The organism is Pseudomonadota bacterium, assembly GCA_027624715.1.
In the GTDB taxonomy this organism is placed as follows: domain Bacteria; phylum Pseudomonadota; class Gammaproteobacteria; order Burkholderiales; family Eutrophovitaceae; genus Eutrophovita.
In genome coordinates, this window is sequence record JAQBTV010000016.1 from 1 (window position 1) to 24537 (window position 24537).

Genomic DNA, 24537 nt, shown 5'->3' on the forward strand with positions numbered 1-24537 from the left:
AGGAGTCATTGCCCCAAGAATCACGTGAGCGCTGATCGCCACCAATGGTGTCAAATTGCCACTTAACTGCGCCCGATTTCGCATCAACTGCGTAAATTGGCCCACAGCAACCGGATAACTCACCACCGTTTGCACCGATGATAACCGTGTCTTTAACGACAAGAGGAGCGCCCGTGAAGCCTTTGTTACCTTTGGCCACAGACATGATCTCTTTATCCCAGGCAACAGCACCAGTCTTTGCGTTAAGTGCGATTAAACGTCCGTCAGTTGTACCCATGTATACGTTGCCGCCAGAAATTGCTAGACCGCGATTGTATGGGTTATAAAACGTACCTTCAGCACGCTCAGTGTCGATTTTAGCAACGTGTTGCCAAACTGGAGCACCAGTAGCGCCGTCAATAGCCCAGATCGTGCCTGATGTGGTCGTGTAGTAGACCATGCCATCAACTGCGAGAGGGAAGCCCTGAATACCGCGATGAGTGGAAGCAGGATTGTGCTGCCATGCGAGTTTCAAGTTTTTAACGTTCCTGGTGTTAATTTGCTTTAAGCCACTATGGTGATGACCACTAAAATCTTTGTGGTACATCATCCAGTTAGCATCATCATTTTTTGCGTTCAACAATCGATCCCAAGTGACATCAGCTGCCATTGCTTGAGAAGCGAAGCCGACGAACGCGACGGCCGAAATCGCCTTAACGGCAGCCGTAGTAGTCCAACGTGTCATAACTTTCTCCCTAAATTTTATTTATTTATTCGCGAATTAATAAAACTATAAAGTACGATTTTCTAATCTTGTAACCCATCCACTCATTCTAATTTTTTGCAAACTTAAATTCGAGTTGAAAACTTACAATCAAAAGATAATCCAAAAGTAAGTTAACCCTACTTCATACTTTTTGCAAGACTCTTTGACTTTAGTGGAAGAATATTTCATTCCCCTTCAATAATAAAAGGCGTGAATTGAGAGTTTTTCAGCATTGCTTTCTGTTGCTGAGTACTTTTAATGCCTTGAATTGCCTTGAATTGCCTTGAATTGCCTTAAATTAAGTATTTGGGTGCTTTAAATATCTTCGCGTTCGACGATTTTCATACTTGCTGTTAGTAAGACTCAGAGTTGCGAAAGAATATGTAGAGTTAGTGCTAGATTGAGTGTTTTATTAATCATATAAGCGTAACAAAATCAATTATTTAGATTTATATTTGTTTGACCTAAAGGGGTGTTTCTTGGGATTTTTAATTAAGCTTGTGAGTCGTTCGAAATCGATTTTTGTCGACCCACAGGAGTTTATGCTTGAGGCGTTATTACGGTCCGGTACAGCATTTCCGTATGCGTGTCAGAGCGGCGTGTGTGGCACATGCAAATGTAAGTTGGTAGCGGGAGAGGTTGATTTGGACAGTTACTCGGAATCGGCGCTAACGGCAGATGAGCACAAGCAAGGATTAATTCTCGCTTGTCGCGCACGCGTTTTGTCCGATGTGGTCATCTGTACACTTGAATACGGTTCGCGTTCCGTTCGTTAAACTGCGACTGAAGTGCGATAATGTTAGTCTATCCCTGGACTGCGGAATCATCATCGTTGGTAAGGAATTTTTTTGAGCACCAAGGATTTAGCATTTGAACTAAAAGTTGCACCACGGGTGCCGATTACTGATGATGCGTGCGAGTTTCCCGTTAACAGGATTTTCTGCGTTGGTCGTAACTATGCGAAGCACGCACGCGAAATGGGTAATGACCCTGACCGAGATCCCCCTTTTTTCTTTCTTAAGTCGTTGGATGCATTGGTACCTGGCGGAGGAGCCATTAATTATCCGAGAGCGACGAACGATCTGCATCATGAGATTGAGATGGTTGTAGCACTCGGTCGATCCGGTTCGAACATTTCTAAGGCCGAAGCCTTGGATCATGTGTATGGATATGCTGTTGGTTTGGATCTTACGCGGAGAGATTTGCAAGCACAGGCGAAAAAAATGAGTCGGCCTTGGGATTTTGGTAAGTCATTTGAGCAGGGCGCGCCACTCACTGGGATAACGAAAGCCAGTGTGTGTGGACACTTGTCGAGTGGAGAAATTTCACTTTTGGTTAATGGTAAAGTGCGACAAATGGGAAACATTGATGAGATGATATGGGATGTCCCAGAAATCATTTCCTTTCTTTCAAATTTTTACCAATTAGAAGCCGGCGATTTAATTTTTACGGGAACGCCAGCTGGTGTTGGTCCGCTTGATCGTGGAGATAAACTCATTGGACGCGTAGCGGGCTTACCCACCTTGTCCGTTGACATTATTTAAATATTGAATGGGTGCTTAGATGGAAGATGGTATGACTAAAACATGGCTTGAGGTTGCGCTTAACGGACCATGGGCGCAAAAAAAACAATCCGGCATACCCATCAAAGTAGAGGATATCATTCAGCAGGGCATAGATTGCGTGAATGCCGGCGCGTCGATCGTCCATGTCCAAGCTTATGACGAGCAAACCGGGCAGAAAAAAGACGAGGTGGATGTCTATAAAAGAATCATCCAGGGTATTCGCTCTAAAGTGGACGCGGTGGTTTACCCAAATGTGTCGGCCTCTGGTATGAATCTAATTGCCGAGCAAAGTCCGAACGAAAATCGCTACGCGCACATCGAATCTTTGGCCAAGGATGGTTACCTAGAGTGGATCGTGCTGGATCCAGGATCTTGTAATATTTCGCATTACGATCACCTGAAAGTAGACCAAGTGGGGTACGTGTATCAAAATAATGAGCGAGATGTGCGTCATGGCATGGGGATTGCCCGTCAATATGGGTTGCATCCGAGTTACGCAATTTACGAACCTGGATTTATACGACTGGGCGCGACCTTGCATTGGCGGGAGAGTACTGTTGAGCCCATTTATCGATTGATGTTTAGCTCCGGATTCACGTTTGGTTTTCCTCCTGAGGACTACGCGTTAACGGCATATCTGAATTTGCTGGATCAGGTTGCACCTGGATGTAACTGGATGATTGCTGGAATGGATGTGGATGTTATACCGCTCATTCCTAGAGTCGTTATGGAAGGTGGTCATATTAGGGTCGGTTTAGGGGATGCACCTTTTGGCTGCGTCAAATCCAACGTCGAACTTGTTGAGAAGGCTGCTGAGTCAATAGGGGTGTCTGGTGGTGAATTGGCTAAAGCTGCTGACGTTCGTCTAGCAGCCTCTGGTGCAAAACGCGAGGCACTGTGGGCTGGGATGTAGATTCTAATTCTTATCAATGTTTAAATTACAAAGAGGTTAGATATTGGAACCAAGTCGAATTGGAATTACGATGGGTGATCCTGCTGGGATCGGTCCCGAAATTATTGTTAAAACGTTACAGGAAATGTTGCCTGAAGAAAGGTCTCGATCAGTTGTTATCGGAAATATTAATTTGCTTGAGCGAGCGAGTCGTTTGATCAATGCCGGGCTTATATTCATTGATTCGTTAAGTGTCGAACAGGGGAGTGTTCCCGTTGTTCATGTCCAGACTGTGGGTGCTGAGTCAATTAAAGATGGTCAACTAAGCGCGAGCGCTGGTGAGGCTGCCTATAGGTTTGTGGAAAAAGCTGTAGAGCTATCGCTCGATAAATTGGTCTCAGTAATTGTGACCGCACCTCTAAATAAAGCGGCCATGCACTTGGCGGGGCATAAGTATGATGGACATACCGAGTTGCTGGCGAGTCTAACGGGCGCGCAATCTTCTTACATGCTCTTAGCTGGACCACAGCTGAGCGCAATTCATGTAACCACGCATACATCACTTGCTAATGCGGCGGTCACACCAAGCATCCAGCGCGTGTTAGATACCATCCGAATTGGGAATCAGCATTTTAAAGATATTGGTTACTTATATCCGCGCTTAGCGGTTGCTGGCCTCAACCCTCACTGCGGAGAGGGTGGATTGTTTGGTTCCGAAGAGGCTGATCGTTTGGCGCCTGCAATAGAACAGGCTATTGCGGAAGGAATCGACGTGCAGGGCCCTATTTCTGGAGACACGGTATTTTATCGAGCGCTCAAGGGGGAGTTTGATCTCGTTGTTGCGCAGTACCATGACCAAGGCCACATTCCCACCAAGCTGATCGCTTTTGATGAAACGGTTAACGTCAGCTTAGGCCTGCCCATTTATCGAACCTCTGTGGATCACGGGACTGCCTTCGACATTGCGTGGAAAGGTGTGGCGAAGAACACCAATATGAAAGCGGCGATTGACTATGCGCGGAGAATCGCTGACGGACAATGGCGCCGTTAGAACAGTTACCTAAGATCCTCATTGTTGCTGATGATTTGACTGGAGCGCTTGATGCGGCGGGCCCCTTTTGTGAGCGTGGTTTTAGAGTTAAAACAATTGTCGATGCAACACTACCGTTTGCATGGTGTGACTTGCTTGAGGCCGACGTCGTTGCATTAAATACAAACTCTCGACATCTTTCCGCCAAAAAAGCAACTGAAGCAATTGAAGATAGCTTGGGTCAATTAGATTTAAGTGATTTTAAGTATGTGATTAAAAAAATTGATTCAACGCTGAGAGGTAACGTCGTTTCAGAAACACTGGCTGTTATGGACTACTGTGCCATGAAGGAAGCGTATGTTGCGCCCGCATTTCCGGAGCAACTAAGAACTGTTACAGCGGGTCAAGTTTATATCGATGGTGTAGCTCTTAGCGAGACTGAGTTTGTCAAAGATCAACTGAGTCCTGCTCCAAAGATAAATATTCTGAAGATGTTTGACGTTAAAGATAGAAATCTCCTCATCAGTTTGAATGTTCAATCATCACCCTCTAATGGAGGCATAGGTGCCATTAAAGTGTTTGATGCGATAAATGCTGAAGATTTGGATCGGGTTGTAGCCGGTTATCTGCGTACCGAGATACCGTGTCTCTTAGTGGGGTCATCAGGTGTGACAAGTCGCCTTGCATGTGCACTCCCTCGACGCCATCACTTCTTGGCTACAAGGGGTAGTTACCGCTCTTTTTTATATTTAGTGGGCTCAAGATCAAAGCGATCTCTCGAGCAAGTAGCCGAACTTGGAAAACGTTATTCAGGATCAGTTTATTCTGCGATCAATGGGAAACTTGATGAGCTGCCTTTGCCAGAGACTCTGGTGTGTGCAATTGTAGCGCAGCAAGATTCGTCTTCTGTAGAGCAACCCGATGTGGTTGCAGAACGTCTCGCCAGCACTGCTGTGCAAAATCTGCACAGCCTCGATCCCGATGTGGTTTTGGTGACTGGTGGAGCTACTGCGCTTGCATTTTTGCGCGAATTGAATGTATCTATTTTAGACGTATGTGGCAATCTGATGGCGGGTGTTCCAATGTCTCTAATAAGTGTGGGTGGGCAAAAAAGAATCTTGCTTACGAAGGCGGGCGGTTTTGGCTCGCCTCGGTTGTTTGTTGATGTGGCGGAAGTCATGGCATAGACTCTCCTTATATGGATTTGGACAGATTTGTATGGGAATAAGTCAGACGCGAAAGAACTGAAAGGCCACAAGCCAGAGTGCAGTAAGTATCGTTGCCACCCAGCTTAGCCGACGGATCACGGAGCAGGCGATAAAGGAGAGTTAGAGCTTGGAGGTCATCATGCCTCTGACTGACTCGTGAAGTCGATTGTCAGCAGCAAGCGTGGCGAATCAGTTTTTAGCTGTGGGGAGCGGTGGACCAGGCCCGCTTCGTCATTGCCTGCCCAGCCTTCTCCCTTCAGTAGCGCTATCTCGCCCGGCCAAAGTTTGTTAATGTCGCTGATATTTGAGAATAATCCTGACTTATCATCAGGCAATCCTTCATTGCCCAGCCCGAGTTTTCTGCGATCCACAAAATCATGAGTAAGCCATTCTGTAGCATCGCCATAATATGTAGTCACCAAACGGCAGGGAACCATGTCTACATGAAAACGAGGACACATCGCATGTTGTAAAGAAGTCAGTCTTAAACCAACGCTGTTTAGCTCGAACATGCAGCAGAACATATCGACTAACTCGACGATATCTGCGGTCAATGGTGCGAACTGCTTTTCTTTACCAAGCGCCCCACGCAATGCTTCATAGACATTTTCCGGGCCCACTACGGCAGAGAGTCTCAGACCTGGTTTAGCTTCTAGAATGGCTCTCGCTGCATTGCAGAGTTCTTCAACTCCCTCGCGTTGCCAAATCGCGATATTCACGTCTTCTTGGTAGATATCTGCCAAGACTGCAGGTTGTGCATCTCGTGCGACCCTTCTTTGCTTGGCCTTAATTAGAGGTAGGTCATTTACAGGCGCTACAGCAGCCATTATCCATCTCTCCATTGCGGAAACGGGTCGCTTAAATTTAGCCAATATTCTTTACCTTTGAGCAATTCGTCATCTGTTAGCAGACACTGGTCGAGAGTCTTGACGATGGCCTTTTGATCAAGCCCCTGACCGATAAAAACAAGTTCCTGGCGCATATCGCCGAATGGTTCTTCCCATAGCTTGTAGATATTCTCAAGGCTCTCCTCATCAGTAGGCCAGTCATTTCGGGGTACTGCATGCCAAAACATGCCTGCAAATTCGTAGCGAGCCTGACTCCACTGCCAGACGAATTCCGGGCGCGAAGCAAGCCAGAAGTAGCCTTTGGATCGAATTAGTTTACCGAATCTCTCTGTATTGTGAAAAAATTCGAAGACACGCTCCGGGTGAAATGGTCTGCGAGCAAGGTAACTGAAACTCCCAATCCCATATTCTTCGGTTTCTGGCACGTGTTCACCGCGCATCTCCTTTAGCCAACCCGGCGCTTGCTGAGCGCGATCGAAGTCGAATAAGCCTGTGTTGAGAACAGCATCGGTGTGGATCTGGCCCTCGGCGATTGGAATGATTTGCGCGCTGGTATTCAGTGACTTAAGTATCGCTTCGAGCCTATGAATATCAGCTTGTTCAACCAGATCGGTTTTACTAATAAGCAAGACATCGGCGAACTCCACCTGAGCAATCAATAGGTCGGCGACGCTACGGTTATCTTCCAAGCCCAGCGATTCGTCAGTTTCCTGGAGGTCTTTGGCTTCATCGTAGTCTTTCAGGAAATTGACCGCGTCAACCACCGTGACCATAGTATCAAGCCGGGCCACATCAGATAGCGAAATGCCTTCCTCATCAGCAAAAGTGAATGTTTCTGCCACAGGCAGGGGCTCGGAGATTCCCGTCGATTCAATTACGAGGTAATCAAACCGTCCTTCTTTAGCAAGCTTATTAACTTCCAGCAAAAGGTCTTCGCGCAAGGTGCAGCAAATACAGCCATTGCTCATCTCAATGAGCTTCTCTTCGCTATGAGACAGTGATACTTCACTCTGAACTAATGACGCATCGATGTTGATCTCACTCATGTCATTTACGATGACTGCGACTTTCTTGCCCTCGCGGTTATTGAGTATATGGCTGAGTACTGTGGTCTTTCCCGCTCCGAGGAAGCCAGACAACACGGTGACTGGTAATTTGGCTTGTCGATTTATCATTGTGCTCGTCAAAACACTTCCTAATCCTGATATAAGCTTTATTTTATTTAATAGTAATGTTATAACATAACATTACCAAAGTAAGCAAGATGGGTACGGTCAGGTTTGAAACTGGTGGCGACTTAAGTGGAGATAAAACCAGCGTAGGCAATGAGCCGCGTAAAAATGCGAAGAAGGCGCTAATGCGTCGGCTATGAAAAAGGGGCATTTAAGCCCCTTGAAGTTCAATAATCTGTTTCGTGTATCGCGCGTAACAATAAGATCTTAAGCATGTGAGACTTGTGATAGTCTTTTCGTACTTGCTCTCTACAATAGCGAGTCCACATTGTCATAGTACCACCCTCCTTTTCACAGTTAGGTGCGTTCCTTAAGATTTTAAGTATGCGAGACTTGTGATAGTCTTTATGTGCTTGCTCTCTACAATAGTGAGTCCACATTGTCATGGTAACACCCTCCTTTTCACAGTTAGGTGCGTTCCTTCGGTAAACATTACCTACTTCCGTCTCTTTTGAGATGAACGATGATAATGCGTTCCTTCGACTAATTATCAAGTCTACTTCCGTCCATATAAATCACAATGGATGAACGTACTAATATTTATACACTAAAACAGAATTAAAGTCATCTAAGCACGGAAAAGAGACTGATAAAGCGCGTTCAGAGCGACGTGAGCGTAGCCATGTCGCTATAATTCTGTTTTTGACTGAAATGCTCTACTATTTACATACGTGCATCAAGCGCGTCATGGAAGGATTTGATTTGAGATTTGATAAAAGTATTGCCTTACTTATATGCTGTTTATTCTCTTCGTTCGCATTTGCGGCAGAGATAGAAATATTAAAGTACCGCGGTGTGCAGTATGTGTCTGGTGGTATGACTGACGCGGAGCGAAAAAAGATGGACAATTTGGCATTACGATTTCCGATGCATATGGTGCTGATTTCGACGAAAGTCGATGGGCCGATTTCTGGTGTACTGGTTACTGTAAAAGACTTAGCTGGTAACGTAGTCCTCACGGATGAATCAAGAGGCCCGCTGTTTTTTGTAGACGTAATCGGAGGTAGATATACTGTTGAGGCTACCTACAACGGACAGATGCTGACGGAGACCAAAGATTTAACCGGACGAAGGTCTTTGAGATTACGGTTTGAATTCACACAGTAGTACGAGTGGGTGAGATTTTTCTTATATGAGGAGTTCGGTATGAATATCGGTTTTCGGTCAGCCTATGGGGTAGTATTTGCTGTTTTATTGATCGGTTTTGCATGTCAGGCATGGGCCGAACCGATAAGTGACTCCTCTGATGCGGTGGCACTTGATGAAGACGCTTACGAACAGATGATGAACAAAGAATTCAAGATGTTCAAGTTTCGAGACTGTCCATATACTGAAGAAATGGGTGCGCATACGTTTCAATGCATTAAAGATAATAATGGGTTTAATGCGCACGGCTGCTATGACGATTCGTTGAAGTTGTTCTGTCCTCAACCTGGTGATTAAGTTTGATCTAGGCCTAAATACGTTTGCCTAGGCGGGCGTGGTATGAGCACTTATTTGCTTAAATAAACTCGACTCTCTGCTGTAGAACCCCTCGGTGTGAAATGTCTCTGGAAAACCAAAGTGTTCGTAATCGAGGTGGTGGCAGAGTTCGTGCAGTAGTGTTCTTAAAAAGCTTTTGAAGGCTACCACTTTTTTGTTTTTGGCGGTTCGCATCCAAACTTGTATTTTTGCGGGTTTACCGTCATCTTCTGGAAGATACAGCCCATGTAGCTCTCCCCAGCCGTCAGAGGGTCGAACACTGAGTACTTGTACTTTTAGTCTAGGGGCGTTAATTTGTGACACGATGTCGTCCGCGATTGTCTGACATGCGTTTTCAATTTCAGGTAAGTCTTCTTTGAGTAGCAGTTCTTCTAGCTTAATAGAAGCGTGTTGAAGTTGAGTGAGCTCCCGAAGCGTCAAGTATTTGATGTCATCACTTTGTCGATAAATGCTCTGTTGTCTTGACGTTAGGCGATTATAAAAATTAAAAACCACTATTTTTATCCTTAATTTGTCTAATCTTCGACCAATAAATACTGATTATAGAGTTTTGAACGGCGCGCGGGTAGTGAGGTTATCGTGATATTTACTTACAGCACTTCCTTCGCGAGCTAAAAAGTTTTCTACCGCATCGGAGAACTGAGGATGTGCCAACCAGTGAGCTGAGTGGGTTGATACGACCTCTAATCCGCGAGAGAGCTTGTGCTCGCCTTGGGCGCCACCTTCAAATGTTTTATAGCCATGCTGAATTGCATAGTCTATGGTTTGGTAGTAACACGTCTCAAAATGTAAGCCAGGTACGTACTCGTTGGCTCCCCAGTAGCGTCCTAGGATTGTATCGTCGCTAAGTAAGTTTAATGCGGCAGCAATTCGGTTACTAGATCTCATTGCGATTATTAGTAGGATACTTTTACCTATTCTTTTTTTCAGCTCCAAGAAAAAATCAAAATTCAGATAAGGATTTGTTCCTCGGATGGCATAGGTATGCTGGTAGCAATCGTAAAAAAATTGCCATTCGGTATCGCTCGCTTGATCTCCAGAAATAACGTTAAATGTGATACCGTCCTCGACAATTTTTCTTCGCTCTTGTTTTATTTTTTTTCGTTTAGCCGACTTCATGTAAGACAAGAAATGCTCGAAGCTTTCGTAAGCTTGATTTGTCCAATGAAACTGAATGGATTTCCTCATCAAACAACCAGCTTGTTCCCAAGTGTGCAAATCGTCCATTTGGGGATATAAGCAATGCAAAGATGACAATTTATTTTCGCGCGCAAAAGAGAGTGTTGCCGACACAAGTGCGTGTTTTATCAGAGGGTCTGAAGCTAATAAACGTGGCCCGGTGACTGGGGTGAATGGAACCGCGGATACCAGTTTGGGGTAGTACTCAAGTCCTGATCGATGGTATGCATCAGCCCAAGCCCAATCAAAAATGTACTCTCCATAGGAATGCGTTTTAATATAAAGAGGCACTGCGCCAACAAGTTTGTTGCTATCTGTCGCGATCAGGTGTGTAGGTGACCAGCCGCTATCACCCCCGACGTTTGCTGTGTCCTCAAGTGCTGACAAGAACTCAAAGGATGTGACCAGGCTATTACCATTGAGAGAATTCCAGTCTTCAGCTTTGATTCCAGATAAACTATTGACTATTTCAAATTTAACGTTATTCATGTGGTTTTATTTAATTAGTCGCTAGTATGCCTTTAAAAATTTTAGTCGCGCAAATCAATTGCACTGTTGGTGATGTGCCATCTAATGCTGAGAAGATTTTTTCAGTTGTTGAGAATGCAAAATTAGCTGGTGCGGACCTCGTTGTAACGCCAGAATTGTCTTTGTGTGGATATCCGCCGGAGGATTTATTACTCCGACCAGATTTCCTCAAGGAGTGTGATTTAAAGCTCACGCACCTTGCACAACGAATTTTTGGAGTCACGGTTATTGTGGGGCATCCTTATCAGACAAACGAAGGGCTATATAACGCCGCATCGATCATTCAAGATGGACAGATTGTCGCACGATATTGCAAGCAGGAGTTACCCAACTATCGTGTGTTTGATGAGGCGAGATACTTTGAGCCAGGCAATCAGCCGTGCGTAGTTAGCATTGCTGGTGTACTGATAGGGATGAATATTTGTGAGGATGTTTGGGGTGAAGATGGTCGGGAGGCCTCAACTGAGTCGAAAGTACTTGAGTATCCTGCGAATGCAGTCGCACAAGCAAAGGCACACGGAGCTGAGTTGTTGGTAGTCCTAAATGCATCTCCTTTTCATGCCGGTAAAGACGCTTTGCGACGAAAGGTCGTGCAGGTCCAAGCACGGCTACACGCAATGCCAATCGTATTTTGTAATCTTATCGGTGGTCAGGACGAGCTCGTTTTCGATGGCGGGTCATTTGCCTGCAATAACAAGGGCGACGTCTCAGCTCAAATGCCGTTCTTTTGTGAAAGCGTCAGTCTGATGACTTATGACCAAGGTAACGTCACCTGCAAGAGCAACGAACGATTATTAGCGAATGACCAAGCTCTGTACGAGGCACTTGTGTTGGGGGTTAAGGATTACGTCAATAAAAATGGTTTTCAAGGTGTGCTGATTGGTCTTTCTGGGGGTATTGATTCTGCACTGACCTTAGCTGTGGCTGCTGACGCTGTAGGTGCTGAAAGGGTTAAGGCCGTCATGATGCCGTCTCAGTTTACCGCTGACATGAGTCGGGAGGATGCCAGACGCATGGCGATCGGCCTCGGTGTGCATTATTCTGAGATCGAAATAAAACCTATATTTGATGTGTTTATGGCGGGTCTGTCGGAGGAGTTTATGGGTAGAGCATTCGACACCACAGAGGAAAACCTACAATCGAGAATTCGTGGAACGTTGCTGATGAGTTTATCGAATAAGTTTGGCTCTTTAGTATTAACTACTGGGAATAAAAGTGAAATGAGTACCGGATACGCGACTTTGTATGGTGATATGGCCGGAGGCTTGGCCGTGCTCAAAGACCTAACTAAGCAGGCAGTTTATCGTTTATCTAATTATCGTAATACCATTTCGGCATGTATTCCAGCGCGAATTATTGAACGGCCACCCAGTGCCGAGCTCAGACCTGATCAGGTAGATTCAGATTCACTGCCGCCTTATGAGGTCCTTGATGCGATTGTGGAGCATTACGTTGAATATGACCGAGGTGTTGATGAGATTATCGGACTCGGATATAGCGCTGAAGATGTGACGCGAATTGTTTGGCTTATCCATATGAATGAATATAAAAGACGACAGTCACCTCCAGGGGTCCGGGTAACGGCTCGCGGTTTCGGAAAGGATTGGCGATACCCCATTACAAGTAAGTTTCGTGGCTTGATTGACCAGTAGGGTACGTGCCATGATATTGGTGTTGATATGTGTTTGCAGTGTTGGGTTTCTTTGCTTTGATTAAAACTATCGGACTCTCGCTGACGTGAGCTGATTTTTTAGGGGGAATGAACGTATGAAAAAAATAGAAGCTGTGATCAAGCCATTCAAGCTAGATGAAGTACGTGAAGCATTATCAGCCATTGGTATTACAGGACTTACTTTAACAGAGGTTAAGGGATTTGGCCGTCAAAAGGGCCACACCGAACTATATCGGGGAGCTGAATATGTCGTTGATTTTTTACCAAAAGTGAAAATTGAAGTGGTGGTGATTGACAGTCTCGTTGATCAAGCTGTGGAGAGTTTGGTGTCGGCCGCTAGAACTGGAAAGATTGGTGATGGCAAGATTTTTGTGAGTGCAGTCGAGCAGGTGATACGAATTCGCACAGGAGAAACAAATGAGGATGCGGTCTAAGTGAGGGATTAACGAGTAGTTAATTTTTTGCTTTTAGTAGAAGCATCGTTGCGCCACTGCCCCCATCACCAAGTGCGGCTTCACAATAGGCAAGGACGTCGGATCTCAGCTGGAGCCAGCGAAATAGTTTCTTTTTGAGTACTGGCTCCCGGTTCCTAGATCGATACCCTTTGCCATGTATGATCCGGACACATCGAAACTTATTTTTTTTTGCGTGCGACAAAAAATTTGATACTAAGATTCGCGCGTCTTCAGATGTTGATCCATGCAAATCCAGTTCGTCTTGTACGACCCAATAGCTCCTTCTGAGCCTCCTAAGTATTTGGTGTTGCAAACCAGGCTTCAAATACGCGGACTCCTCTGATATAAATTCTAAGCCCTCGTCTTCAATATTTTGGTGAAGTAACTCTCTAAGCACCTCCGCCTCATCTTTTATGGACTGGGCTGGAATTGGCGCGGGTTGCTCTTTCGATCGGAAGACTTTGCCGTCTTTTTTTAAGACGGTAACGTCTTTTAGCGTTTCTTCAAGAAGATCTTCAAACCGTTCTTCTGGATTCTGGTCATTATTAGGTGGCATAAGCGAATTCTGAGCCGGTGAAGTCAGTTTTTACTTGTTAAAAACCGTTCTGCGTCTAGAGCTGCCATGCAACCTGTTGCAGCACTTGTTACGGCTTGACGATAAATATGATCCTGCACGTCTCCAGCGGCAAACACTCCAGGTACGCTGGTGTGAGTGGCGTTTCCATCTCTGCCACATTGGGTGGTGATGTAACCGCCCACCATGTCGAGTTGTCCTGCAAAGATATCGGTATTGGGTGAGTGGCCAATTGCAATAAAGATACCCGCAACTGATAAGTTTGAATTCTCTGTGTTTTTAGTGTTTTTGATACGCATTCCAGTTACACCCGTGGCATCACCTAAAATTTCATCGAGGGTGTGGTCCCAAATGATGTCAATGTTCCCAGTTTTTTGTTTTTCTAAGATTCGATCAATCAGTATTGCTTCGGCTTTGAATTGGTCTCTTCGGTGAACAAGCGTCACTTTTTTTGCAATATTTGAAAGGTAGAGAGCCTCTTCAACCGCGGTGTTTCCACCGCCGATAACCGCAACCTCTTGACCTTTGTAGAAAAATCCGTCGCACGTTGCGCAGGCAGAAACTCCTCTTCCTGCATACGTTTCTTCGGACGGGATACCCAGATACTTAGCGGACGCACCCGTCGCAATAATTAACGCATCACATGTATATTCTGCCTGATCACCAAGCATTGTGAATGGTCTCTCTTCGAGTTTAACAGTATGAATGTGGTCGAATATTACTTCAGTGCCGAATCGTTCGGCGTGTCTTTGGAATCGATCCATAAGTTCTGGACCTTGTACGCCATCAGCATCTGCAGGCCAATTATCTACGTCGGTCGTCGTCATCAGTTGGCCACCTTGCGCCATACCGGTAATTACGACGGGTTTTAAATTAGCTCGGGCTGCGTAGACGGCAGCGGTATAGCCTGCGGGTCCTGAGCCTAAAATCATGAGTTTATTGTGTTTTTTTTTCATATCAGTTACCTAGCTACTGTTAAGGTGTATATGAGATGTGATTAGTAAATGTGTATTTTATTCGTGATAAGCGCAAAATTAAAATTGTTTAGCAACCGAGCGGTGTGTCTCAGTTACAATGACGTTTCGGCTAAAATTAGCATTAATTTAATTTTACAGGCGTTCTGACTAACTGTATGACGGGTTGAAAATTGGCTAAACGAAAAACACCTAAAAACTCGGAAATAGTCAACACAGAGTCCTCTACTAAAAGTGTTTTGCCACCGAAGCTTGTCGTTTTGTTGCGAGAAACTGGTTTGCTCCTCTCCTCAGGAGTTCTCGCCTATTTGGCGCTGGTATTAGTTACTTACAATCCTTCTGATCCTGCATGGTCACGTCAATCTACCGAGCAAGACGCTAGCAACTCGGGAGGAATTGTCGGAGCGCACATATCGGACGTGCTCTTATATTTATTCGGGTTTTCAGCTTGGTGGATTGTCCTGGCTGGTGCGCTGCTCGTGATTCGAGCCTATCGCCAGCCAGCTCGGAGACTTACTGAAAACCCTAAAGTAGTTCTGCTTGTTTTCTTCGGATTTTTGCTTCTAGTGCTATCAAGTGCGGCCCTTGAGGCGCTTCGTTTACATTCTGCACTTTTCGAATTACCAGGTAAGCCTGGAGGTATTATCGGGGGTGGAATTGCCCTCATCAGTAACAGTGCATTTGGGTTTATTGGTAGCACTTTGATGTTTTTGGTACAGATGGCTGCAGGGATTTCCCTGGTTAGTGGGGTATCCTGGATAGTGGTATCGGAGAAAATGGGGTATTGGCTCGAATGGTCAGCGTTGCGTGTTTGGCAAGGTTGGGAAGCATGGCGTGACCGTAAGGCGGGAGAAATTGCGTTAGAAGCGCGAATGGATCGATTAGAGGAGGTTCGCGAGAAAACTACTCTCACTGAACTCAAGCCACTACGAATTGATAAGCCTGTGCAGCAGATCCCTCAATCAGAGCGGGCACAAAAAGAAAAACAGAAACCTTTATTTGAGGATTTGCCGGATTCAGAGTTGCCATCGATTAATCTTTTGGATACGCCGCCATCTGATGTCGAGTCAATTTCTGCTGATACGCTTGAGTATACGTCACGATTAATTGAGAAAAAGTTAATGGACTTTAATATTGAAGTCAGAGTTGTGGCCGCTCAGCCTGGCCCGGTGATCACGCGTTATGAAATTGAGCCAGCTGTTGGAGTGAAAGGTAGTCAGATTATTAACTTGAATCGGGATTTGGCAAGATCGTTGTCCGTTATCAGTATTCGAGTGGTTGAAACGATACCGGGTAAAACTACGATGGGCCTAGAGATCCCGAACACGAAGCGCCAGTTGGTCTATCTGTCTGAGGTGCTCGCATCTCAGACCTATGCCGATGTGCCTTCGCCACTCGCTATTGCGTTGGGTAAGGATATTTCAGGGGTGCCGGTGTGTGCAGATCTTACGAAGATGCCCCATTTGTTGGTAGCAGGAACTACCGGCTCAGGTAAGTCGGTTGCGATTAATGCAATGATATTGTCATTACTCTATAAGTCCACTCCTAATGAAGTTCGAATGATTTTGATTGATCCTAAGATGTTGGAGCTGTCTGTGTATGAGGGGATCCCTCATTTGCTAGCGCCAGTAGTTACCGAAATGCCTAAAGCTGCGCATGCATTGAATTGGTGTGTGGGCGAGATGGACCGACGTTATCGACTCATGTCTGCTTTGGGTGTCAGAAATCTTTCTGGCTTTAATACGAAGATACGTCAGGCGGCAAAAGTAAATAAGAAGATCGATAATCCATTCAGTTTTAACCCTGAGGAGCCTGAGCCCCTCCAGGAGCTACCGCTCATCGTTGTGGTTATCGATGAGTTAGCTGACCTCATTATGGTTCTCGGGAAAAAGATTGAAGAGTTGATTGTTCGTCTTGCTCAGAAAGCCCGAGCTGCTGGCATTCACCTCATTCTTGCCACCCAGCGGCCTTCGGTTGACGTGATTACCGGATTGATCAAAGCGAATATTCCTACACGGATTTCCTTTCAAGTGTCCAGTCGTGTGGATTCTCGAACGATTCTCGACCAAATGGGTGCCGAACAACTATTGGGTCAGGGTGATATGCTTTATTTACCCCCTGGAAGTGGATACCCGCTGCGGATACACGGTGCCTTTGTGGACGATCAAGAGGTTCATCGCGTGGTGGATGCGTTAAAGAGTCGAGGTGAGCCGCAGTACATTGATAGCGTTCTAGAAGCGCCGGTTGCTGGCGATGGTTCTGGAGAGTCTGGAATGGGAGAGGATGGTGAAAATGATCCACTTTATGATCAAGCTGTAGAGATTGTGTTGAAGAATAAGCGCGCGTCAATCTCGTTAGTTCAGCGGCATTTACGGATTGGCTATAACCGAGCTGCCCGGTTGGTTGAGCAAATGGAAGTTGCAGGCTTGGTATCGAGTATGTCTTCTTCCGGTAGTCGAGAAATCCTAGCGTACAATCGAGAACATTAATGACATGTTTGAAACTGGATTGATTGATGCGGATTAATTTTTTTCGGCTCATGATTGTGATGATTGCTGTATTTCCTTCTTTCGTGCTTGCTGGAGGTATTGAACAATTACAAAAGTTTGTTAGCGCCTCGAGTTCAGGTCAGGCTAGTTTTGTACAGCGTGTTTATGACCGTTCCGGCGTTTTGGTTCAAGAGTCATTTGGAGATCTTAAGTTTGCCAGGCCTGGAAAATTCAGATGGCATTATCGCAAGCCGTATGAGCAGTTACTGGTTGGTGATGGCAAGTTCCTTTGGGTTTACGATAAAGATTTACAGCAGGTGACCCAAGTGGCACTAGACCGCGCGCTCGGTTCGAGTCCAGCGGCTTTGTTATATGGGTCAAAAGATATCGAGAGTTATTTTGGTCTAGAGGCGCTGAGCCCAAAAGGCGGACTTGTTTGGGTGCGCGTGATTCCTTATGAAGAGAGCGGATTATTTGAGCGTATCGAGATTGGTCTATCGTCATCTATGGTAAAAAAAATGACGCTTTATGACTATTTTGGCCAATGGACCATTATTGAATTTGATCGATTTGTGGTTCCCTTAAAGTTTTCGGCAGATGAATTTAGATTTGAAGTGCCGGAAAACGCAGACCTAGTGACTCAGTAGCTCGTGGTTTTATTAGCCTGTATTTCCTCCTCCTAACTAGGCTTATTATCCAGCTATGAGTACACCACTAGCGGATCAATTAAGACCAAAAACGCTCGACGAATTCGTAGGACAGACCCACCTCATTGGCGAGGGCAAGCCTTTGACCCTGGCTGCACGATCCGGAAACCTTCAATCAATGATTTTGTGGGGGCCACCAGGTGTGGGTAAAACGACACTCGCTCGAATTTTAGCGCGATCCAGTGCAGCGAACCTAGTGGAGCTCTCTGCTGTGCTCTCGGGCGTTAAAGAGATTCGTGAAGTCGTCGCGATTGCGCAAAAAAACAGAAATGAGTTTAACCAGCAAACTTTAGTGTTTGTGGATGAGGTCCATCGCTTTAATAAAACGCAACAGGATGCATTCCTCCCTCATGTCGAGAGTGGGTTGTTTGTTTTTATGGGAGCCACAACAGAAAATCCTTCGTTTGAGGTGAATAATGCGTTGCTCTCACGAGCAACGGTGTACGTACTTGAATCGTTAACTGAAGAGGCGTTGACTGTTGTACTCGAACGCGGTATGACGCATTTGGGGATGTCAGGGTGTATCGATGAAACGGCAAAAGCACTCATCATCAGTCATGCCGATGGCGACGCGCGTAAAATTTTAAATATCTTGGAAATTATTGTCACCGCGGCAAAAGATGTGATGCGAGAAGTGATTGACGGTGATTTTGTGACGAGCACACTGCCCCGGGTATTCCGTTTGTTTGATAAACAAGGGGATGTATTCTATGACAGTATTTCTGCATTACATAAGTCTGTGCGAGGCTCGTCACCTGACGCCAGTTTGTATTGGCTAACGCGCATGCTCGACGGCGGCGTTGATCCGTTCTACATTGGGCGACGCATGATTAGAATGGCAGTTGAAGATATAGGGCTCGCTGACCCTAGGGCACTCACCGTCGCTTTAGATACAGTTTCGGCGTTTGAACGGTTAGGTTCTCCAGAAGGTGATTTGGTGCTTGCACAATGTGTTTTGTATCTTGCGTGTGCACCCAAGAGCAATGCTGTGTATACAGCCTATAATAAAGCTTCGGTTTTTGTTCGGGCGCGTGGTTCGAGTGCGGTGCCGACGCATTTGAGAAACGCACCCACGAGTCTTATGAAGGAGTTGGGTCACTCGGATGGATATCGGTACCCACATCATGAGCACGATGGATATGCGCCCAACGTACAGTACTTTCCAGATGGCGTGACTCCGGAACAATTTTATTGGCCTGTCAGTCGCGGTTTGGAGATTAAGATCAAGGAGAAACTCGATCGCTTAAGACAGCTGGATGCAAGTGAGAATAGTATTGGTGCTAGTACTGGTAAAAAATAACTGGGTCAAGACATTTTAAGGATTAAGGAATACATGCTCGACGTACAACTTCTAAGAAATGATATGCATAACGTCGCTAGTAAATTGAAGGAGTGTCGTGGTTTTGTGCTCGATGTGAATGCGTTTATCACGCTGGATTCGGCTCGTAAAACGGTTCAATCAGATACTGAAAATTTGCAAGCGCAACGTAATGCGATTTCGAAAGAAATAGGTCATGCAAAGAAAGATGGTGATGAACAAAAAGCTTCTGATTTGATGGGTCAGGTGAGTGAGTTTGCAGATCGCTTAAAGTCGAATGAAGACACGCTGAGTGAACTCCAGTCAAAAATGCGCGACTTGCTCTCTGGTATTCCTAATTTGCCCAACGACTCTGTGCCCATTGGGAAGTCTGAAGAGGATAATGTTGTAGTGAGGAAGGTTGGAGTTCCTCGATCCTATGATTTTGAGCCTCAGGATCATGTTGATATCGGGGAAAAATTAGGAATGCTCGATTTTGAGCGAGCTACAAAAATCACTGGATCTCGGTTCTCGATCATGACGGGTGAAGTGGCACGATTACACCGCGCCATTACTCAGTACATGCTTGATACGCACACGCGTAGACACGGCTATACCGAGGTCTACACACCTTACTTGGTGAATGCTGATTCCTTGTATGGTACCGGGCAGTTACCTAAGTTTGAGGAGGATTTATTTGCCATACCGCTCACGGATGAGCAAAAGTTTTACCTCATTCCGACTGCTGAGGTTCCTGTAACGAATATTTACCGTGGCGAAATCCTCAACACGGATGATCTACCCATTAAATTTGTGTGTCATACACCGTGCTTTCGCTCGGAAGCCGGCTCATACGGCAGAGACACGCGAGGGATGATCCGTCAACATCAGTTCGATAAGGTCGAGCTTGTACAGTTTTCGCATCCGGATCACTCTTATGAGCAACTTGAAGTATTGACCGGTCATGCAGAGTCCGTCCTTGTTGATCTTGAGATACCGTTTCGTACTCTCACGCTGTGCACAGGAGATATGGGTTTTTCCTCAGCAAAGACGTATGACATTGAAGTCTGGTTACCCGGACAAAATGCGTATCGCGAGATATCGTCATGCAGTAATTTTGAAGCTTTTCAAGCGAGACGCATGCAAACGCGCTTCAGGTCTGGGCAAGGAAAGACAGAATTCGTACACACGTTGAATGGTTCCGGTTTGGCTGTTGGCCGTACGTTAATTGCTGTACTTGAGAATTATCAGCGGCAAGACGGATCGGTTGAGATACCTCAGGTCCTTAAAGCTTATATGGCTGGGGTTGAGGTCATTGAGCCGCGTTAACTCATGATGATTCTTGGTTTCTCGTTGACTGGGTGTGCCGTTTAATGTTGAGGCAGTCGACTCTTCCATCTGGAATTGAGCCGAGTTCTGAACGAGAACAAATTGTAAAGTCGGTACAGGCGATCTGTGATCGATTCGATGATAACTTTTGGTTAGAAAAAGATCAAAAGGGAGAATTCCCTTCAGAATTTCATGCGGCGATGGCGGAGTCTGGCTGGTTGGGCATTACTATGCCGCAAGAATATGGTGGAGCGGGGCTCGGGGTCACTGATGCGGCGCTGATGATGCACACGGTGGGTCAATCCGGAGGTGTTTTTGCGGCGTGCTCATCCATTCACATTAATTTGTTTGGGCCTCATGCAATCATTAAGTATGGAACAGCCGAACAAAAATCTCGCTGGATATCAAGCTTAGTTTCTGGTCAAGATAAGGTTGCGTTTGGCGTCACGGAACCTGATGCAGGATTGGATACGACGCACATTAAAACGCGCGCGATCCGACGTGGTTCCGATTACGTGATCAGTGGTACTAAAGTATGGATGTCGACAGCACAGCACGCCAATAAAATGCTGCTTGTCACGCGCACAACGCCGATCGAAGATTGCGCTAACGCGACAGATGGCATGACTTTGTTTTATGTCGACCTTGATCGAGAACGTGTTGAAGTGCGTGAGATAAAAAAAATGGGTCGAGGTGCGGTGGATTCAAATTTAGTTTTTATTGATGAACTCGTAGTGCCTGATGCCGATCGTATCGGTGAGGAGGGTGAAGGTTTTCGAATGTTATTGGACACCTTGAATCCTGAACGTATCCTTATTGCGGCTGAGGCAATTGGAGTGGGGCGCCGTGCCCTAGACAAGGCAGTGAACTATGCGAATGAACGCAAAGTATTTGGGCGCTTTATTGGCCAGAACCAAAGTATTCAGCATCCCTTAGCGGAGAGCTGGATGGCGCTAGAGGCGGCGGATCTGATGGTGTGGCGTGCGGCTAAACTTTATGATGAACAAAAACCTTGTGGTGCAGAAGCAAACGCTGCCAAGTTTCTTGCTGCTGATGCGGCTTATGAGGCTTGCGATCGGGCTGTGCGCACCCATGGTGGTTTTGGGTATGCAAAGGAATATCACGTGGAACGTTACCTGAGAGAAATTATGATTCCTCGTATCGCTCCCGTGAGTCGTGAGCTCATCATGTGTTACATCGCGGAGAAGGTACTCGGTTTGCCTAGATCTTATTAATTTGATCACGTTTGTAATTTTTTGGTGGTCCTAAGTCTACTGTGGCGGCACCAAACTGGTAGAATCCGCGATATCGGAGAGGTGGCAGAGTGGTTGAATGTGGCGGTCTCGAAAACCGTTGTACGTGCAAACGTACCGAGGGTTCGAATCCCTCCCTCTCCGCCATAAGGCTCTTTTAAGGGCTTTTTTTACGTCTCGAATAACCACATAAAATGCACATCTTCATAGGAGAGTTCGAATCCCTGTGTCTTTTTGCGTCTTATCCCACTACAATTGTTTATGTGGTTACGTATGTGGTTACAGACACGAAAGGGGGGACTAGACCATGCCAAAGATAGCAAAGCCGCTAACCGCGATTGAAGTCAAGCGACTCGAGGGTGAGGGCTTTCACATGGTCGGGACCGTCGCAGGGCTTGGGTTACGCATCAGCACGTCTGGTGCACGCTCTTGGATACTACGAACACAGATCAAGTCACGCCGCACCGACATGGGTTTAGGTGCATATCCAGCGACTACGCTTGCGCGTGCCCACGAATTGGCTAGAGCCGCCAAACACGCGATTAAAGACGGTAGAGATCCAATCGATGAGCGCCGCGATGAGCAGAGCGCTAACGAGTGGAACTTTCAGCGCTGCGCCGAGAGTTACATTAAGAAGTACCGGTTAACATGGAAAAGCAACAAGCACGCCCAGCAATGGGAAAACACACTCGCCACCTACGCTTATCCCAAGATCGGTAAAAAGCCCGTTCGTAACATCACGATGGGTGATGTCTTAAGTGTGATCGAACCTGACTGGGTAACCAAGACCGAAACAATGAACCGCGTGCGCCAACGACTCGAAGCGGTGCTGGCATGGGCTGCTGTGAATGGGTATCGCGATAAATACAATCCCGCCGTGTGGCACAACAATATAGCTAAGGTATTACCCAAACCCAAGGGCACTAAGGCTGAGCCTCACCCAGCGTTAAAGATTAAAGATGTACAAGCCTTTGGCTTAGCACTAAACGCTGCCGAGGGTGAGGGCGCTAAGTGTTTGCACTTTCTGATGCTCACCGCGTGTAGATCGAACGAGGCCAGAGGCGCCACATGGTCAGAGATTGATTCAGCGGCGGCAGAGTGGCTTATACCAGCCGAGCGCATGAAAGCCGATGCGGCGCACCGTGTGCCGTTATCAGACGCCGCCGTGACTCTTTTAAAGTCTTTAGTTAAGCGTGAAGGCACAGACCTAATATTTGTGGGTAACGAAAACAAGCAACTGTCAGACATGACATTGGCCGCCGTTATTAAGCGCATGAATAAGCCTCAGGTGGTCTGGGCTGATCACAAAGGCAAGCCGATTGTGCCGCATGGTTTACGTTCAACGTTCGCCACATGGGCGCAAGAGCACACAAACTACCCGACAGAGTTACGAGAGCACGCACTCGCGCACCGTGTGGGTAACGCTGTGACCCAAAGCTATGAGCGTGGCGATCAGCTAGAGAAGCGCCGCGCCATGATGCAAGACTGGGCAAGATTCGTGCACCGTGCGCCACGCGATAACGTCACGTCGATCAGGGGGGCAGCATGACAGATGATGGTCTTGCAACAACAAAATACATGCGCGAGCACATTCAAGAACTAGAGCAACGCAACGCGCAACTAGAGCAACGCAACGCGCAACTACAGCAACGCAACAGGCAACCTGAGCTGGCCGCCGCGCTCATAAAGCGCAAGAGACCAAGAGGTGCGCCCAAACGTCATGATCACATCTTTTACGGCAATTTTTTAGCGATGGTTGAAAACGCAATTGAAATGGTGCGAGAAGAAAATTCGCATAAACCCAATGCATTTAACGCATTAAAATTTGAAATCAGGCCGTTAGTTATTAAAAAGCGCGGCCGAGCGGGAAAGATACCATCCCTCAAAACGCTGCTGAACCATTACACCAAAGCGAAAAAACTTAATTCCTAATAAATAAAAATATTTAATGGGAAAATTTTGCGTCTATCTTAAGAATCACACCGACTGATGGCAGCGCATCCCGCGCTACCGCGTTCGAGTGGGAGACTAAGACTATGCAACAACGCGTCTACCGCATGGCGGTTCTGGCCACTACAAAAAACAGTAAAGGTTTATTGCCTGTCTCACCGGCCACAATTTGGCGCTGGGTGAAGGCCAGTGATGGATCATTTCCCTCTCCCTTTAAGTTAGGCGTGAATACAACCGTCTGGGATGCCGACGAGGTAGACAAATGGCTTGGTTCCAAAAAGGCTCAAGGCCATGAATAACACTCAATCCAAAATTACTGATATTGAGGAGAGCTATCAGGCAATCATGAGGGCTTATGCAGATGCCCTTTGCGCATAGAGTCTGGTATGGGCCTTGATAAAGCAAGGAGGGGGTTTAAAAAGGGGGCAGGAAGAGATGGAGGAGGTTTTGTTGCTATGCCTTGGTCTGTACTGGATTGCCCTGCCTATAGGCATTTATCGCACCCTGCCAGGTCTTTGCTAATGGTGTTTGCTAGACAGTATGTTAAAAATAACAATGGCCAGTTATTGGCATCAAGCAAGTATCTATCCAAAAGAGGATGGAAAAGCGCCGATGTTATTCAGAGAGCAAAAAGAGAGTTGATTGAAGGCGAATTTATTTATGAAACTGTCAAAGGGGGTAGACCAAATAAAGCGAGTTGGTATGCGATTACATGGCAGGACTTTGATAAGAATCCTAGACATGATGCCGGTGCTTGGGAAGGCTGGAAATCTGCAAGAAGTGGGTATTCAAAAATTAAATGCTCTAATATATGAGTCACATGGGAGGGGCGAACAATGACGCGACTACTGATGGGACTGTTGATGATGATGACTGCATCATTACAAAGGAGCATTAAATGAAATATTTTTTATATTTAATTTGTGCATCAATCCTAGTTTTAAGTGGATGTGACAGAGCAAATGCGGACGAATCCAGTCAAATAGAAATTACAGATAAGACTGGTAAATTTGTTATCAATCCACAATTTGATAATGCATACGGTTTTTCACAAGGACTTGCTCGCGTAATAATTCGTGACAATGAGACTGGTAAATATGGATTCATTGATAAGACTGGAAAGATGGT

26 protein-coding genes, 1 tRNA gene and 2 riboswitches are annotated in these 24537 nt (G+C 46.1%); of the genes, 20 read left to right on the top strand and 7 right to left on the bottom strand.

Going from position 1 to position 24537, the window contains the following annotated elements; all coding sequences use genetic code 11:
- Window positions 1-724: PQQ-binding-like beta-propeller repeat protein (locus O3A65_07995; GenBank protein ID MDA1332403.1), on the bottom strand; the 724-nt coding region annotated here is incomplete at its 3' end.
- A 500-nt stretch (window positions 725-1224) separates the two neighbouring features.
- Between O3A65_07995 and O3A65_08000 the strand changes: the two genes are divergently transcribed.
- From O3A65_08000 to O3A65_08020, 5 genes are all read left to right on the top strand, one after another.
- The gene (locus tag O3A65_08000; GenBank protein MDA1332404.1) at window positions 1225-1521 is read left to right on the top strand and encodes a 2Fe-2S iron-sulfur cluster-binding protein; all 297 of its coding nucleotides are present in this window, start codon (window positions 1225-1227) and stop codon (window positions 1519-1521) included.
- A 117-nt stretch (window positions 1522-1638) separates the two neighbouring features.
- Window positions 1639-2289: a fumarylacetoacetate hydrolase family protein gene (locus O3A65_08005; GenBank protein MDA1332405.1), complete on the top strand. Its 651-nt coding sequence runs from the start codon at window positions 1639-1641 to the stop codon at window positions 2287-2289.
- 19 nt (window positions 2290-2308) lie between these two features.
- Complete coding sequence (locus O3A65_08010; GenBank protein ID MDA1332406.1) at window positions 2309-3223, top strand: 3-keto-5-aminohexanoate cleavage protein; 915 nt, start codon at window positions 2309-2311, stop codon at window positions 3221-3223.
- Between the two features lie 40 nt (window positions 3224-3263).
- Window positions 3264-4253, top strand: a complete 990-nt coding sequence (gene pdxA / locus O3A65_08015; GenBank protein ID MDA1332407.1) for a 4-hydroxythreonine-4-phosphate dehydrogenase PdxA — start codon at window positions 3264-3266, stop codon at window positions 4251-4253.
- Window positions 4241-5419: a hypothetical protein gene (locus O3A65_08020; protein MDA1332408.1), complete on the top strand. Its 1179-nt coding sequence runs from the start codon at window positions 4241-4243 to the stop codon at window positions 5417-5419. The genes pdxA and O3A65_08020 overlap by 13 nt, the downstream gene beginning before the upstream one ends.
- Window positions 5420-5577: 158 nt before the next feature.
- Here O3A65_08020 and O3A65_08025 read toward each other — a convergent pair whose 3' ends face one another.
- Together O3A65_08025 and zigA are read right to left on the bottom strand one after the other, a co-directional pair.
- Entirely contained in the window at window positions 5578-6267 is a 690-nt protein-coding gene (locus O3A65_08025; GenBank protein ID MDA1332409.1) for a DUF1826 domain-containing protein, read from the bottom strand.
- On the bottom strand, window positions 6267-7463 hold the full coding sequence (gene zigA / locus O3A65_08030; protein MDA1332410.1) for a zinc metallochaperone GTPase ZigA: 1197 nt from the start codon (window positions 7461-7463) through the stop codon (window positions 6267-6269). The genes O3A65_08025 and zigA overlap by 1 nt, the downstream gene beginning before the upstream one ends.
- Window positions 7464-7931: 468 nt before the next feature.
- A riboswitch (Glutamine riboswitch) is annotated at window positions 7932-7985 on the bottom strand.
- 3 nt (window positions 7986-7988) lie between these two features.
- Window positions 7989-8053, bottom strand: a riboswitch (Glutamine riboswitch).
- A gap of 169 nt (window positions 8054-8222) precedes the next feature.
- On the opposite strand from zigA, the gene O3A65_08035 reads away from it, so the two are divergent.
- Both O3A65_08035 and O3A65_08040 read left to right on the top strand, forming a co-directional pair.
- Window positions 8223-8627, top strand: a complete 405-nt coding sequence (locus O3A65_08035) for a hypothetical protein (GenBank protein ID MDA1332411.1) — start codon at window positions 8223-8225, stop codon at window positions 8625-8627.
- 39 nt (window positions 8628-8666) lie between these two features.
- On the top strand, window positions 8667-8963 hold the full coding sequence (locus O3A65_08040; protein ID MDA1332412.1) for a hypothetical protein: 297 nt from the start codon (window positions 8667-8669) through the stop codon (window positions 8961-8963).
- Window positions 8964-8990: 27 nt separating this feature from the next.
- On the opposite strand, the gene O3A65_08045 is transcribed toward O3A65_08040, so the two are convergent.
- Together O3A65_08045 and O3A65_08050 are read right to left on the bottom strand one after the other, a co-directional pair.
- Window positions 8991-9497 carry a hypothetical protein gene (locus O3A65_08045; protein ID MDA1332413.1) on the bottom strand — a complete coding sequence of 169 codons (507 nt, stop codon included), beginning with the start codon at window positions 9495-9497 and terminating at the stop codon, window positions 8991-8993.
- 45 nt (window positions 9498-9542) lie between these two features.
- Window positions 9543-10670: a GNAT family N-acetyltransferase gene (locus O3A65_08050; protein MDA1332414.1), complete on the bottom strand. Its 1128-nt coding sequence runs from the start codon at window positions 10668-10670 to the stop codon at window positions 9543-9545.
- Between the two features lie 26 nt (window positions 10671-10696).
- Here O3A65_08050 and O3A65_08055 point away from each other — a divergent pair, with 26 nt between their 5' ends.
- A complete protein-coding gene (locus O3A65_08055) occupies window positions 10697-12361 on the top strand; it encodes an NAD+ synthase (protein ID MDA1332415.1) in 1665 nt (554 codons plus the stop codon).
- 115 nt (window positions 12362-12476) lie between these two features.
- The gene (locus O3A65_08060) at window positions 12477-12815 is read left to right on the top strand and encodes a P-II family nitrogen regulator (protein ID MDA1332416.1); all 339 of its coding nucleotides are present in this window, start codon (window positions 12477-12479) and stop codon (window positions 12813-12815) included.
- Between the two features lie 19 nt (window positions 12816-12834).
- Here O3A65_08060 and O3A65_08065 read toward each other — a convergent pair whose 3' ends face one another.
- Both O3A65_08065 and trxB read right to left on the bottom strand, forming a co-directional pair.
- Window positions 12835-13392, bottom strand: coding sequence for a Smr/MutS family protein (locus tag O3A65_08065; GenBank protein ID MDA1332417.1), 558 nt, complete (start codon window positions 13390-13392; stop codon window positions 12835-12837).
- 23 nt (window positions 13393-13415) lie between these two features.
- Window positions 13416-14366 (bottom strand): thioredoxin-disulfide reductase, encoded by a 951-nt coding sequence (gene trxB / locus O3A65_08070; protein MDA1332418.1) that lies wholly within the window; start codon window positions 14364-14366, stop codon window positions 13416-13418.
- Between the two features lie 191 nt (window positions 14367-14557).
- Here trxB and O3A65_08075 point away from each other — a divergent pair, with 191 nt between their 5' ends.
- The 11 genes from O3A65_08075 to O3A65_08125 all read left to right on the top strand — a co-directional run.
- Window positions 14558-16873 (top strand): DNA translocase FtsK 4TM domain-containing protein, encoded by a 2316-nt coding sequence (locus tag O3A65_08075; GenBank protein MDA1332419.1) that lies wholly within the window; start codon window positions 14558-14560, stop codon window positions 16871-16873.
- A gap of 26 nt (window positions 16874-16899) precedes the next feature.
- Window positions 16900-17520 carry an outer membrane lipoprotein chaperone LolA gene (gene lolA / locus O3A65_08080; protein ID MDA1332420.1) on the top strand — a complete coding sequence of 207 codons (621 nt, stop codon included), beginning with the start codon at window positions 16900-16902 and terminating at the stop codon, window positions 17518-17520.
- Window positions 17521-17575: 55 nt separating this feature from the next.
- On the top strand, window positions 17576-18880 hold the full coding sequence (locus tag O3A65_08085) for a replication-associated recombination protein A (GenBank protein MDA1332421.1): 1305 nt from the start codon (window positions 17576-17578) through the stop codon (window positions 18878-18880).
- A gap of 33 nt (window positions 18881-18913) precedes the next feature.
- Window positions 18914-20206, top strand: a complete 1293-nt coding sequence (gene serS / locus O3A65_08090; protein MDA1332422.1) for a serine--tRNA ligase — start codon at window positions 18914-18916, stop codon at window positions 20204-20206.
- Window positions 20207-20250: 44 nt separating this feature from the next.
- Complete coding sequence (locus O3A65_08095) at window positions 20251-21441, top strand: acyl-CoA/acyl-ACP dehydrogenase (GenBank protein ID MDA1332423.1); 1191 nt, start codon at window positions 20251-20253, stop codon at window positions 21439-21441.
- Window positions 21442-21516: 75 nt separating this feature from the next.
- A tRNA-Ser gene (locus tag O3A65_08100) sits at window positions 21517-21606 on the top strand.
- Between the two features lie 160 nt (window positions 21607-21766).
- On the top strand, window positions 21767-23008 hold the full coding sequence (locus tag O3A65_08105) for a tyrosine-type recombinase/integrase (protein MDA1332424.1): 1242 nt from the start codon (window positions 21767-21769) through the stop codon (window positions 23006-23008).
- Window positions 23005-23391: a hypothetical protein gene (locus O3A65_08110; protein MDA1332425.1), complete on the top strand. Its 387-nt coding sequence runs from the start codon at window positions 23005-23007 to the stop codon at window positions 23389-23391. The genes O3A65_08105 and O3A65_08110 overlap by 4 nt, the downstream gene beginning before the upstream one ends.
- Before the next feature lie 104 nt (window positions 23392-23495).
- Window positions 23496-23708: an AlpA family phage regulatory protein gene (locus O3A65_08115; GenBank protein ID MDA1332426.1), complete on the top strand. Its 213-nt coding sequence runs from the start codon at window positions 23496-23498 to the stop codon at window positions 23706-23708.
- An 87-nt stretch (window positions 23709-23795) separates the two neighbouring features.
- Window positions 23796-24224, top strand: a complete 429-nt coding sequence (locus O3A65_08120; GenBank protein ID MDA1332427.1) for a hypothetical protein — start codon at window positions 23796-23798, stop codon at window positions 24222-24224.
- 83 nt (window positions 24225-24307) lie between these two features.
- On the top strand, window positions 24308-24537 hold a 230-nt coding region (locus tag O3A65_08125; GenBank protein MDA1332428.1), incomplete at its 3' end, for a WG repeat-containing protein.

Coding starts and splice junctions, on each gene's coding strand:
- trxB (MDA1332418.1), bottom strand. CDS start 14,366: ATGAAAAAAAAACACAATAAACTCATGATTTTAGGCTCAGGACCCGCA.
- O3A65_08010 (MDA1332406.1), top strand. CDS start 2,309: ATGGAAGATGGTATGACTAAAACATGGCTTGAGGTTGCGCTTAACGGA.
- O3A65_08055 (MDA1332415.1), top strand. CDS start 10,697: ATGCCTTTAAAAATTTTAGTCGCGCAAATCAATTGCACTGTTGGTGAT.
- O3A65_08105 (MDA1332424.1), top strand. CDS start 21,767: ATGCCAAAGATAGCAAAGCCGCTAACCGCGATTGAAGTCAAGCGACTC.
- O3A65_08060 (MDA1332416.1), top strand. CDS start 12,477: ATGAAAAAAATAGAAGCTGTGATCAAGCCATTCAAGCTAGATGAAGTA.
- O3A65_08050 (MDA1332414.1), bottom strand. CDS start 10,670: ATGAATAACGTTAAATTTGAAATAGTCAATAGTTTATCTGGAATCAAA.
- serS (MDA1332422.1), top strand. CDS start 18,914: ATGCTCGACGTACAACTTCTAAGAAATGATATGCATAACGTCGCTAGT.
- O3A65_08020 (MDA1332408.1), top strand. CDS start 4,241: ATGGCGCCGTTAGAACAGTTACCTAAGATCCTCATTGTTGCTGATGAT.
- O3A65_08115 (MDA1332426.1), top strand. CDS start 23,496: ATGCAACAACGCGTCTACCGCATGGCGGTTCTGGCCACTACAAAAAAC.
- O3A65_08120 (MDA1332427.1), top strand. CDS start 23,796: ATGGGCCTTGATAAAGCAAGGAGGGGGTTTAAAAAGGGGGCAGGAAGA.
- O3A65_08095 (MDA1332423.1), top strand. CDS start 20,251: ATGTTGAGGCAGTCGACTCTTCCATCTGGAATTGAGCCGAGTTCTGAA.
- O3A65_08085 (MDA1332421.1), top strand. CDS start 17,576: ATGAGTACACCACTAGCGGATCAATTAAGACCAAAAACGCTCGACGAA.
- O3A65_08025 (MDA1332409.1), bottom strand. CDS start 6,267: ATGGCTGCTGTAGCGCCTGTAAATGACCTACCTCTAATTAAGGCCAAG.
- zigA (MDA1332410.1), bottom strand. CDS start 7,463: ATGATAAATCGACAAGCCAAATTACCAGTCACCGTGTTGTCTGGCTTC.
- lolA (MDA1332420.1), top strand. CDS start 16,900: ATGCGGATTAATTTTTTTCGGCTCATGATTGTGATGATTGCTGTATTT.
- O3A65_08110 (MDA1332425.1), top strand. CDS start 23,005: ATGACAGATGATGGTCTTGCAACAACAAAATACATGCGCGAGCACATT.
- O3A65_08040 (MDA1332412.1), top strand. CDS start 8,667: ATGAATATCGGTTTTCGGTCAGCCTATGGGGTAGTATTTGCTGTTTTA.
- O3A65_08065 (MDA1332417.1), bottom strand. CDS start 13,392: ATGCCACCTAATAATGACCAGAATCCAGAAGAACGGTTTGAAGATCTT.